10 protein-coding genes and 1 pseudogene are annotated in these 11,862 nt (G+C 68.6%); 3 read left to right on the top strand and 8 right to left on the bottom strand.

The features are described 5' to 3' along the window. Window positions 1-129 precede the first annotated feature (129 nt). Window positions 130-1,953 carry a copper resistance CopC/CopD family protein gene (locus LN251_RS36955; protein WP_458248533.1) on the bottom strand — a complete coding sequence of 608 codons (1,824 nt, stop codon included), beginning with the start codon at window positions 1,951-1,953 and terminating at the stop codon, window positions 130-132. A 477-nt stretch (window positions 1,954-2,430) separates the two neighbouring features. Then, window positions 2,431-2,703, bottom strand: a complete 273-nt coding sequence (locus LN251_RS36950) for a sigma factor-like helix-turn-helix DNA-binding protein (RefSeq protein WP_458248532.1) — start codon at window positions 2,701-2,703, stop codon at window positions 2,431-2,433. Between the two features lie 248 nt (window positions 2,704-2,951). Between LN251_RS36950 and LN251_RS36945 the strand changes: the two genes are divergently transcribed. Continuing rightward, window positions 2,952-3,224 (top strand): SPW repeat domain-containing protein, encoded by a 273-nt coding sequence (locus tag LN251_RS36945; protein WP_458248531.1) that lies wholly within the window; start codon window positions 2,952-2,954, stop codon window positions 3,222-3,224. Between the two features lie 256 nt (window positions 3,225-3,480). Next, a complete protein-coding gene (locus LN251_RS36940) occupies window positions 3,481-5,061 on the top strand; it encodes a penicillin-binding transpeptidase domain-containing protein (protein WP_458248530.1) in 1,581 nt (526 codons plus the stop codon). Window positions 5,062-5,184: 123 nt separating this feature from the next. Here LN251_RS36940 and LN251_RS36935 read toward each other — a convergent pair whose 3' ends face one another. The 5 genes from LN251_RS36935 to LN251_RS36915 all read right to left on the bottom strand — a co-directional run bounded on the left by LN251_RS36935 (window position 5,185) and on the right by LN251_RS36915 (window position 9,932). Next, a complete protein-coding gene (locus LN251_RS36935) occupies window positions 5,185-5,661 on the bottom strand; it encodes a CBS domain-containing protein (protein WP_458248529.1) in 477 nt (158 codons plus the stop codon). Window positions 5,662-5,767: 106 nt separating this feature from the next. Next, window positions 5,768-5,986: a hypothetical protein gene (locus LN251_RS36930; protein WP_362996050.1), complete on the bottom strand. Its 219-nt coding sequence runs from the start codon at window positions 5,984-5,986 to the stop codon at window positions 5,768-5,770. A 279-nt stretch (window positions 5,987-6,265) separates the two neighbouring features. Further along, on the bottom strand, window positions 6,266-7,699 hold the full coding sequence (locus LN251_RS36925; protein WP_458248528.1) for a flotillin family protein: 1,434 nt from the start codon (window positions 7,697-7,699) through the stop codon (window positions 6,266-6,268). Between the two features lie 103 nt (window positions 7,700-7,802). Further along, window positions 7,803-8,318: a hypothetical protein gene (locus tag LN251_RS36920; protein ID WP_458248527.1), complete on the bottom strand. Its 516-nt coding sequence runs from the start codon at window positions 8,316-8,318 to the stop codon at window positions 7,803-7,805. A gap of 216 nt (window positions 8,319-8,534) precedes the next feature. Continuing rightward, window positions 8,535-9,932, bottom strand: a complete 1,398-nt coding sequence (locus tag LN251_RS36915) for an amino acid permease (RefSeq protein WP_458248526.1) — start codon at window positions 9,930-9,932, stop codon at window positions 8,535-8,537. A gap of 311 nt (window positions 9,933-10,243) precedes the next feature. Between LN251_RS36915 and LN251_RS36910 the strand changes: the two are divergent. Next, a pseudogene (locus tag LN251_RS36910) lies at window positions 10,244-11,319 on the top strand (PucR family transcriptional regulator). A gap of 51 nt (window positions 11,320-11,370) precedes the next feature. Here LN251_RS36910 and LN251_RS36905 read toward each other — a convergent pair. Next, the gene (locus tag LN251_RS36905; protein ID WP_458248525.1) at window positions 11,371-11,799 is read right to left on the bottom strand and encodes a GNAT family N-acetyltransferase; all 429 of its coding nucleotides are present in this window, start codon (window positions 11,797-11,799) and stop codon (window positions 11,371-11,373) included. Window positions 11,800-11,862: the final 63 nt, after the last annotated feature.

Genomic DNA, 11,862 nt, shown 5'->3' with positions numbered 1-11,862 from the left:
GTGTCCTGGCCGCGGTCCCGCAATCGGTGCGAGACGTCGGGAAGCGTGTCTGCCACTCCCGGACCGTGGAAGCCCCATCTCGCCGAAGGCAGACGCGGCGCCGGGCGCCACCGGCGTCATTCCCACGCTTCACCGTGCGATCGTCACGGTCTTCTCCACGGTGACCTGGTCGATCTCGGAGACGCGGACGGTGGCCTTCATCGTCCAAGTGCCGGAGACGGGGAGGTTGAGGGTGTCGCTGCCCCAGTAGCCGCGCTCGTCGACGAGTCCGGCATCCAACGGACCGATTTCCCGGCTCTCGTCGGTGAAGGACAGCCGCAGTTCGGGAATGGTCACGGGGCTGTCGTCGGCGCCGTAGACCAAAGCCTCCACCACGTTCCGGCCGGTTCGGCCCGGCGAGAGGGAGACTTGAACCTTGCCGCGCCCGGAGAGGGTGTTCTTGCCGGTGTCGTACGGAATCAGAGTCAGCGAGATGTCGGGCTGCCCGGGCACCCGGCTCACCGGGGCGGCGCTCTCGGCGGCTGCCCGGCCGGTCTGGGTGCCGGTCAGCACGGTTGTGAGAACGAGGACCACCACACCGACCGCCGCTTCTGCCAGCACGGATCGGCGCAGTCTGAGTCGGGACGCCTCCAACACCGTCGGGCCGTCGCCGTCGGGCAGCCTCGGGACGGGGAAGTGGTCGGGGGCGGCCCCGTCTCCCACTCCCGCGGCGACCAAGTTCCTTTCCTCGGCCGGCACCTGTCGCACCTGGGCGGTCCAGCGTCTCGAGTAGGACGCCGCTAGCAGCATCAGCAGTACGGCCCAGATCTTGAACGCGAGGATCCTGCCGTAGGGGGTGGAGAACGCTTCCCACGTGCCCAGCCCGCGCCAGGACTGGTAGATGCCCGTGACAGCGAGGACGGCCACCGAGAGCAGAGCCAGGCGGGAGAAGCGTGCGACGGCGACGGCCGGCAGCGGATTTTCGGCCGGTGCGCGGTAGAGCGCGAACAGCAAGGTGGACAGACCGCCCCACCATGCCGCCACGGCCAGTAGGTGCAGTATCGAGGAGGCCAGAGCCAAGGGCACCTGGATGCCGGCTGCGGCGTGCTCTGCCGCGGTCCAGGTGGTGGCGAGCATGAGACAGAGAAGGCAGCCCACGACGAGGGATCGTCGCGCGGGCTTCGCCTCGGATGGGTGCAGGCGCAGCAGGACGGCCGCCGCCAGCAGCAGCAACAGCCGGGCCAGCAGGGCGATTCCTGGGCGGCTGTCCATCGTGCGTCGCCACAACTCCGGGTCCAGGGCGTCGGTCAGGCCGCCGCCGCTGTCGTAGGGCCCGCGCAGGAGAAGCAGCGTGAGGGTGTCCACCGTCAGGCTCCACCATGCGACGGCGAACGGCCGACGGGCGACCTTCACGGCCGTCACCGTGGGCCAGCAACTGAGGACGAACAAGGCGATGCCGATCAGCAGGGCCACTGCGGCGTAGGCGACGAACCGTGCGATGCCGTACAACGTGTTGACGCCCGCATCCACAGCCGGCGCGGGGGAGGCCGACGCGCGGGTCGCCGACGGCGCGCCGATCGAGAAGGTGAACGCGCCGGACACGGCGTGGCTGTCCGCCGACACCACACGCCAGGAGACGGTGTAGGTGCCCTGGCCCAAACCTCGGTCCAGAGCTACCTGAGCGGTGTTGCTCTCACCACCTGCGTGGTGGGGGTCGCCCGCAGCCACCGGACGGCCGTCTGGGTCCAGTACCCGCATCGAATCCTCGACCAGCGCGATGGATTCGTCGAACGTCGCGGTGACCTGCTTCGGTGGCTTGCGCACCACACTGCCGTCGCCGGGGGCACTGTCGGTCAGGACCGCGTGTGCGGAGGCCGAGGGGGCGCCCGCGAGCAGCAGCCAGCCAAGCGCGACGACCACCGCCAACGCAGCGCCGACCACGTGCCTGCTTCCGCCCGCCTGTCGTCGTGCCACGTATCGTCCTCTGGTCCGGGGGCTGGGTGGATCAGGAGTATGTACGAACCCGGACCGCGGTGTGCTCAGAACCTTTGCACTCTGCACAGGCCTCGGCGTCAAGGTCGTCCCTGCTGATCCGCCGCCCTCTCCTACCGGTCGGCCGAGTACCCAGCCGTCATCGGCGTCGGGTTCGCGGTCAGGGCGACGAAATACGTCTGGAGGCACGTGCCTGCGAGTCTCGCCTGCCTGCCGCCACGCCGACGTGATGGCCGACTGCCCAGTGATGGTCGCGGGATCCGCGAGCGATCAGGCGACGTCCGGTTCGACAGCGCTATGCAGATAGGCGTTGAGGGGCGACGGCGGTCGGGAAACGCCCGGAAGACCATATACCAGGCGGCGCCAGCCCGGGGCGACCGGCCTGTGAGCGAGGCGGTCTATCGGCAACGGCGGCGGACCGCCCCAGAGGTGGACCGACGGGGCCAAGTGACGGCCGGCTCAGTCGGACAGGAGACGGTGGCGCAGGAAAGTGCATGAACGGTTGAGCAGCCGCGAGACGTGCATCCGTGAGACACCGATGGCGTCCGCCACCTGCCGTTGTGTCAGGCAGTCAAAGAAGTACAGCTTGTTGATGTTGCGCTCCCCATCCGGCCGCTTCGGCAAGCAGGCGCTCAGGGCCAGCAGTTCGGTGATCTGTTCCAGTCGGGGATCCTCTGTGCCGAGCCTGGTCCCGAGCGAGCCGCCCTGCCCGGGAGTGCGCTCTTCGTCCATCGACAGGGGATTGCGTGCCTGATCGGCCTGGAGTGCAAGCCTTGCCCTCGTGAGGATACGTAGGGGGCAAGGAGAAAGTGAGAGTGCAGAAAGGAGGCGGCCGACATGGCCGTGCACTCCCGCATCGAGGAACATCCCGACATCCAGGCGATGCGGATTCGGGCCGCCGAGACTCGGCGAAGCCGTCCGCGCAGGCGACGGAGGGCCTCACCCTGCTCACCGGTCTGTACCTGGCCATCTCCCCGTGGGTGATCGGGTTCGGCGGCAACCCGCTGGCCGTGAGCAACCTCGTCACCGGTATCGCTCTGGCAGTCCTGGCCCTCGGCTTCGGCTCGGTCTTCGAGCGGACCTTCGGCATGGGCTGGGCGGCGGCCGGCATCGGTGCCTGGGCGATCGTCGCACCCTGGGTGGTGCAGAACGCCTCGGCGACGACGGGCACCATCGTCAGCAACACCATCACGGGAGCCGTCGCTGTGATCCTGGGACTGGCGACTACGGCCATGGCGCGCGCTCGCGCCTGACCCGTTCGCTGGTCGAACGCTTCGCCGGCTTCGGCGCCTCACCGGTGCACGGGTCGGCGAAGCGTTCCTGTCCAGTCGTGGTCGCATGGCGAACACGTGTGGTGATCGGAACCGACGGTCTGGTAACGATCTCCCGTCTTGGATACCTGCACAGTGCAAAGAAACATACGCTTCACAGCATGAAGAGAGCTGTGAAGATCGGCATAGCCGGTACGAGTACAGCGCTGCTCGTCCTCGGGGGATCGGCGCTTACAACGTGGTGCAGGCGATGTCCTCAGGGACGACGGGGAACGGTGATCCCGAGGCGGCGCAGAGTTTCGATCCTGCGGCGGTGTCCAGCCAGCCGCCGTCGGACACGAAGGCTGTCAAGCTTGCCCGCGCCTTCCTTGAGAGCTGGTCCACGCAGCATTTCGACAAGGCGGCGAACGACACCGACTCATCAGGCACGGCCGCGACGGCGCTGCGGGGATACCGAGACGATCTGCATCTCAAGTCGATCGCGTTCACAGGGCTCACGTCCGCAGGTCCCTCGACGGTCACGGCAGGCGCGACCAAGATCGCTTTCAACGTTACTGCCCGTGTCGCCGGTGGCACTTGGACGTATCCGAGCGCAGTGGCAGTACGGCAGAGCACGAACGGCCGGCTCGCAGTGCACTGGAACAAGTCGGTGCTCTACCCGGGTCTGACCGACGACCAGTCGCTCACCGCCGGCAAGCTTCCCGATGGTGCGAGCACCGCCAAGGTCGTGGCGAGCGACGGCAAGACGGACCTGGCCACCTTCTCCTCTCTTCACGACATCGCGGCGACAATCCGCAAGAACGGCACCCCCGTCGGCGGCAGTACCGGCACCGGGGTGGCTGCCGTGGATGCGGACGGCGCCGGCGTCAAGGTGTTGAAGGTCTTCACCAAGGGCAAGCCGCCCGTGATCAAAACGACCATCGACGCGCATCTTCAGGCCGTGGCCGAGAATGCGGTGATCGACACCCACTTGCAGAGCAAGCCCGCAGGGACGGTGGCGCTCGACTGGAGGACCGGGCATATCCTCGCGCTCGCTCACAGTGGCGCGGACGGTGACATCGCTGTCAACGGCATCAAGTCCCCGGGCTCCACCATGAAGATCATCACATCGGCGGCGCTCTTCGACCGGGTCGGTCTCACTCCGAACAGCCCCGCTCCCTGCACGGACTCGCTGATGGCCAACAGCCAGCTGTTCCACAACGATTCGGGCGTCCGGCCCAACGCGGCCTCCACGGTCGCCCAGGCCTTCACGGTGTCCTGCAACACCGCTTTCATCAAGGACGGCTTCCACTACCTGGTGCACGACGGAAACGCCTCCGCACTGCACGACGAGGCTGTCAACGTGTTCGGCATGGGCAACTGGTCCATCGGAGGCGGCGTCGCCACCACCGACCCGAGCATCCCGGTGGACGCGCAAGGCGGCGACCAGGCGGCGCAGTTCATCGGGCAGGGCAGGGTCACGGCCACACCCCTGTTCATGGCCTCCGTGGCGGCCACCGTCCGCAACGTCGGTTTCGAGCAACCAATCATCCTGCCCGGGCAGCATCAGCACACCGCGCCCACGCCCATCTCCACCCGCACGGCCGGCTACCTGCAGTCGATGATGCGCTCTGTGGCCACCAGCGGCACCGCCGCCCCGCGGCTCGGCGGTCTGGCGGGCGTCGGCGCCAAGACCGGCACGGCGGAGGAGGGCGACCACACCAACGGCTGGCTGACGGCGTACAACTCCCGTGTCGCTGTCGCCGCCCTCGTCGAAGGCGGCAGTTCCGGCGTGGACTCTGCCGGATACGTCGTCCGTCACCTGCTCACCGGAAGCTGAGGACGCGGGCCGGCGTATGACGTGGAGGCCGGGCACCGGAGCACGGCGAGCGATACATGCCGCCCCGATCTGCGTTCCACGGGCAGCGTGGTCGAAGGTGCCGCCGACACGCTCCGAGTTCGGTCAGTTGGTGCCCAACGAACCTGAGGCCTCGAGGAGTTGATGCAGAAGATGTGAGGCGGTGATCACCCCGACCAGGTGCGTTCCGTCCTTGGCGCGCTCGGCCACAGCCACCAGCGGGCTGCGCACCTGTGCCATCAGCGCGGCGACTTCCAGCGCGGTGTCGTCCGGGTTGGCGATCGGAGGTGGGGCCGCCTTGCCGGAGAGACAATCACCCACCTTGCGGCCCGCCAGCGCCTGGCAGAGCCGATCGGCGTGTTTTTCGTCGACGACAGCCGCAAGGGTCGGATCCTCGATGACGTACGCGGGCACCAGCGCCTTGACCATTTGGGAGGCCGGCAGGATCGCTGTCGGCTCGCCTCGCCCGTCCAGGACCAGAAGACCCGGCAACTTGTGCTCGGCCATCAGTCGCGCCGCGTCCAGGGCGTCGCTGTCGACGCTCACCGTCTGGTATTCGACCGCCAGGTCACGAGCGCGCACGGCAGGCTCCTCCTCCGCAGGAAAGTCTCTGTACCCAGCGTCGTACGCATCCCGAACGCAAGCCAGGTCATCGACGCGAAACTTACGCGACTGCGCCCAATCGCCCTCACCGGGACGGTCGACCGCTACCGCGCCCCTCGTCCGCCGACAGCGGATGCATGGCGCGTCGTCTGAAGAACTCATTCAGCTGTGAGCCGCTGATGAGTCCGGCCGCCAGCATGAACGAGCCGGCCTGCACGATGGTGAGGAAGAACGCTGCTTCCCGGCCGAGCAAGCCGCTCCACCTCAGCAGCGGCAGCAGACCGCCGACCCATATGACGAGCATCGCGACGCCCCGGACACGTATTCCCCATGGGCTCGTATGGCTGCGGACGCGCCGGGGCGCCCAGCCTCGCAAGGAGGCGACTGCCAAAGGCACTACGAAGACGGACCAAGTGATCAGCCAGACCCACGGGAACACGTCTCACGCTCCCCTTCTCGAATAGCCGCCGTGTGAGCGGCAAGGACTCCCTTACCACCGGCCAGGTCACGGAGAACAGCCGGTTCCGTCACCGAGCCCGGGAGGTTCTTCAACCACCCGGGCCCGCTCGGACAGCCTGGCCGGTCAACCGGTGATCTCGACCTTCCCGTTGGCCTCGGCGGGCGCCGCGGTCGTGGGCTGCGAGGCACCGGCCCGCCTGGTCATGCCTTTCAGGAGTTCGGCGAGATCGACTCCTGTGGTCGAGGAGAGCAACTCGACACCCTGGGCGACGTTGTCGGCCACCGTTCGGGAGAGCTGTGAGGCGCCGTCCGTGGAGATGATGGTCATCTTGTCCACCGCGCTGAGCGGCTCGGAAGCCTTGGCGACGACCTGGGGCAGCACCTCGACGAGCATCTGCAACACAGCCGCGTCTCCGTACTGGGCGAAGGCGTCGGCCTTCTTCTGCATCGCCTCGGCCTCGGCGGCGCCCTTGGCCCCGATCGCAGCGGCCTCGGCCTCGCCCTCGATGCGTACGGCCGCGGCGAGTGCGGCGCGCTGGGCCTTTTCGCCCTCACCGGTCAGCCGGGCACGCTGTGCGTCTGCCTCGGCCTGCTTGACCAGGGCGATCCTGCGGGCTTCCGCTTCCTGCTCGGCCTGGTAGCGGGCGGCGTCGGCGGGCTTGCGGACCTGGGTGTCGAGCTGCCGGTCGGTCAGCGCGGCCTGCCGTTCGGCGACCTTCTCCTGCTCGCTGAGCACCTCTTGCTGCCGAGCAGCCTCGGCGAGCGGACCAGCCGCCGCCGCGCGGGCCGCGGCTTCGTCGGTCTCGGCCTTGATCTCCGCCTGCTTCAGTGCGAACGTCCGCTGCGCGACGGCGATCTCCTCTTCGGCCTTGAGCCTGGCCTGTTCGGCGGCCCGTCGGGCGACGGCCTCGGCGATGTCGGCCTCCTGCTTGGCGCGGGCCGCCTCGGGGCGGCCGAGGTCTTCGAGGTAGGACCCTTCAGTGGTGATGTCCTGGATCTGAAAGGCGTCCAGGACCAGGCCCTGCCCGGAAAGGCTGGCCTCCGCCTCCTCGGCGACCTGCCCGGCGAACGCCGCTCGGTCGCGGATGATGTCCTCCACCGACATCCGGCCCACGATCGCTCGCAGTGCGCCGGAGAGCACCTCCTGAGTGAAGCCGACGATGCCGTCCTGCTGCATCAAGAACCGCTGCGCGGCGGCGCGGATCGAGTCCTCGGTGCCGCCGACCTTGACGATCGCGACGCCTTCGAGGTGTGCCTTGACCCCGCGCAGGGTGACCGCCCCGCGCACAGCGACGGGGATGTGCCGGGAGGACAGGTCGAGGGTGAACTTCTGCTGCACGAACGGCACGACGAACACGCCACCGCCGACCACGACCTTCTGCCCGCTGTTGTCGGTGAAGATCCGGCCTGTCTCCGGGTCGGTGGCCTTCTTGCCCCGCCGCCCGGTGACGATGAAGGCCTCGCTCGGACCGGCGACCTTGTAGCGGGTGATGACGACGAGCGCCAGCAGTACGAGAAGCACGAGGATTCCCACTGTGGCGATGACGACTGAACTCATGATCTTTCCCCTCAGCCCTCCCTCGGGACGGCGGATCGATGAAAGTGATGCGGAGATCGGAGGGACGCGGCTGAAAAGGCCGGTCGGAGAACGGCTCGGCCGCTCAGCGTTCGACGGGACGTACCGACACCGCACTGTGTGACAGGACCTGTTCCACCCACACCTCGGTGCCCCTGGCCAGCCGAACGTGACTCCTGGCTGCGAACTTCACGGGTTGACCGGCCAGGCGCACCAGCACCTCGCCGTAGCCGCCGGTCGGGATGGCCGTGACGACGGAACCCGGTGCCCCGATCAGATCATCGTCGCGCGGAGCGGCACCGGATCGGTCACTCATCAGCGCTCGACCGAAGCGGTAGGTGAGCCACCCGGTGGCGACACCGGCGGGCACACCGACCGCAGTGGCCCCCACCACCCCTGTTCCCGTGGTGCCCATGGCGATCACACCGGCGAAGCCGAGCATGGAGACGAAACCCGCGATCACCGGAAGGGACAGCAGCCCGTCGAACAGTCCGTCCAGCACTCCGACGCCTTCGAAGAGCCCCTCGAGCAGACCGTCGAGAACGAGAGACAGCACGAGCAGTACGACCCCCGCGATGCCGATGCCGAGCAACCAAGCCATCCGCGCTCACCGCCTTCCTCGAAGTTCTCCATCGGTGATCGCATGCTCACACGGGCGGCCCGCCGTTGACATTGCCTGCTTCCGGCAGTCTTTACGCTTTCTTGGTGCCGTGTTCCGGACAAGCGAGCGGGGCGGAGCTGCTCCCCGCCCCGAAAGGCAGGGAGGAGCGTTCGTACGGAGTGAGCGACAGGGAGGGCGACTTGTCGCCGCCGTCGGTCAGTCCGCTTCTGCCTGGGCCTCGATGTCCTCGATGCCGCTGGGGCGGCCCGCACGGTTCCAGCGGACGTACAGGCCGGCCGCGATCAGAAGAGTGGCCACCATGGACAGCACCGGCCAGCCGCGCAGCAGGTTCACCGCGAGCGTGAAGGCCACGGCTGCCGCGGCGACGCCGTTCACCCAGGCCAGCGCGCGCTTGCCTTCGCTGAGTGCGAAGCGGGTCATGGCGAGCAGGCCGACCAGGAAGCTGACGAAGACCGCGACCGCGTAGAACAGGACGAGTTCCTGTTCCTGGCCGGCTGCCGCGACGATGATGAGCGCGGCGGCGGCGAGATAGACGAGGACGGACCAGTAGGGGGTGTGGTGGTGGTTGGTCCGGCCGAGGACCGGCGGCAGCACCCCGGGCTTCTCGGGCGTGCCGGACAGGGCCTTGAGCAGGCCGGGGCCGGCTTGGAAGGAGGAGCTGGCGGCGGCGAGCAGCAGCAGCGAGCTGGTCAGCTGGAAGGCGCCGTACAACCAGCCGGGTCCGGCGGCGGCGTGCGCGATGTCGGCGATCTGGGTGGAGTCTGCGCCGGGGATGCCGATGTGCAGTTGCACGGCCAGAGCGGTGAGGGCGAGGGTGAGGCCGCCGACGATGACCACCAACAAGGCAAGGGTGCCGCGGCCGAAGCGGCGGCGGTGGGTGTCGTCGAGTTGGCCGAGCTGGGCGATCGCGGTGGAGGGGGCCTCGACGCCGGTGGCCAGGGCCATGGCGACCGGGAAGGCCAGCACGACTGCCATGACCGCGGAGTGGGCCGGGGCGCTGGACGCGGCCGCGTGGCCGGTGGCGTTCGGCGCGGCGAAACCGAGGACGAGCACGGCAACGGAAACGACGACGAAGGCGACGGTCATGACGGCGAACAGCAGCCGCCCGGCGTGCCCGAACCAGGTGAGTCCGGCCACTACCACCAGCAGCGCCAGGGCCAGTGGGATGCGCCAGGCGGCCAGGCCCGGAAAGAGGGCGATGACCGCGCTGGCTGCGGCCGCGATGGAGATGCCGATGGTCAGCACGAAGTCGACCACCAGGGCACCGATGGGCGGGAACGTCCAACGTGCCCCGAACGCCTTTGCCGCCGCGGCTGCCGCGCCACCGCCCTTGGGGAAGCGACGCACGAGCTGCCAGTAGTTGGCGGTGACCACTACCACCAGTCCGATCACCAGGCTCATGGTGGGCAGCAGCAAGGCCAGGTCGCCGTGCAGGGCGCGCAGGGCCGCCTCGATCGCGTACGCGACGGAGGATACCGGATCGGCGATCACCGCGAAGGCAAAGGCGAAGAAAAGGACGGAACGGCGCGGTGTGCGGCCGTGCGACACGACAGCCGGAGCGGCCGCGGTGGCAGCCGACTTCGAGAGGGTCACGCGAAGACCTTCCTTGACGTCCTTGAGGACGGACTTGTTGGGGACAGGACACTTCGCCGACCAGGCTTCCCGGCACTCCGGTTTCGACACTACGTCAAGAGGGCGGAAGTGCGGCGTTAAGGATCCGTCAGGGTTGGCCGGAGGCACGTGAGGGGCGGCAGGAGCAGTGCCGCAGGCTCCGTCGCACGGCGGCGCGGAGCCCCTTGCGATCATCAACGGTCACAGTGGTGCCGGGCACACCTCGGCATCGTCTGTGCCCGCGTCTTCCGCGGCCCGAGATGTGCCACGCCTGTCCCGCGCGAGCGAGGAACATGTCGACACTGTGTGAGGCAGGGCAGAGGGTTCCCGACGAATACCTGGCGGGCTACGGCGTGATACTCGCCGAGTCGTGTGCCACGGGGCGGCGCCTCACACGGGACGAGTTGGAGTCCCTGAGGGCTGGGGGCGAGCGGGCTGCCGAGGCGGGTTTCGGGCTGCGAGCATTGGTCAGGCGGCAGCTCGCCGTGGCCCGGGAGATCTGGCCGAGCCTGTCTTCCACGGAAGGTGATCGAGTACTCGCCGTCGTCGCGCAGGCGACGGACGCTTTCGCGGAGGGGCATGAACGGGGGCAGGGCCTCGCCGTTCGGCAGGAGGCCGCCGCTCGACGGGAGTTCATCGACGACCTGCTCTACAGCCGCAGCGACCTGGGCTATCTGGCGGAGCGTGCGGAACGTTTCGGATTGCTCCTGTCTCGTGCCCATGCCGTCGCCGTCGCGCGGGGCGGTAAACCGGTCGAGGACACCGACCCTGCCACACGGCAGGTGGAGAGCGCTGTGATCGGGCGCTTCGGCGAGTGACGCATCCTGCTCACCACGAAAGACGGGCGGCTGATCTGTATCGCGCCGGGGGACCAAGGCGACGTCCTGGCGTTCTTCGCCAAGGAGGCTTATGCGGTCACCGACGGCGGCCAAGTCGCCATCGGGCGGCCCCACCCGGGCGCCGGGGGCGTCGTCCATTCCTACGGGAAGCCCTTAACGCCCTGGACCTGGCAGGGCGCTTGAAGATCCGTGAACCGGTGCTGCGTTACGCAGATCTCCTCGTCTACCCCGTTCTGACCCGGGACCGGCAAGCCATGGCCGACCTCGTCCGCAGCACCCTCGGTCCGCTGCAGGCCGGGCGCGGAGGGGCGGGTCCCCTGGTGGACACATTGACCGTGTTCTTCGACTCCGGATGCGTCGCGGCGGAGGCGGCCCGTCGTCTCAACCTGAGTGTGCGCGCCTTCACCTATCGTCTGGAGCGCGTCCACAAGCTGACGGGCGCAGACCCCGCCGACCCCGTCCATCGCTACGCCCTGCAGACCGCGGTGATCGGCGCGAGGCTCCTGGGGTGGCCCGACGACGACGTCTGACCATGCCTCACATGTGCCCTGCCGCCGAAGCCCGGCAATCGGGTCGCGTCCTCAGTGGAACATCCAGGCGACCGGCTTGACGGCTCGCCGCCATGCCCGCGTGAACCGTCCCGCCACATGTGGGCAAAGCGGGCGGCCCGGCTGTAACGGCGCCGACGTCTCCTCGGACATCGTCTTGAAGAACAGCCGTCCCGGAAGGGTTTGTGCCGTGGTGTTCCATTGAAGCCCTGGGAAGCGGAGAAACAGGGCGTGGACGACCTCCCGCCCGAGTCCTTGGCGTTGCCACTCGTCGGGGACCCAGACGTCGATGATGCGGCCGGTACCGCAGTCGCGGCAGACGCGGAATCGCAACCGCCCGATCACGGTGCCGTTGCGGTCAGCGAGGAAGAGTTCGTTGGTCTTGTGTTGCTCGGCGGCCGTGGCTCCTTCCGGCTGGAGTGCCCGGCGGCTGTGGGCACCGCTGTGCCAAGGCCACCTCATGAGGGCGCGATCCCAGTGGCTGTCCGCGCAGTGGACGCCCCGTTCCCCAGTTCCCCGGGTGCG

This window comes from Streptomyces sp. MAI_2237 (assembly GCF_054189285.1).
Note: the sequence above shows the minus strand (reverse complement) of the source record. Positions and strands in the feature narration are given on the sequence as shown.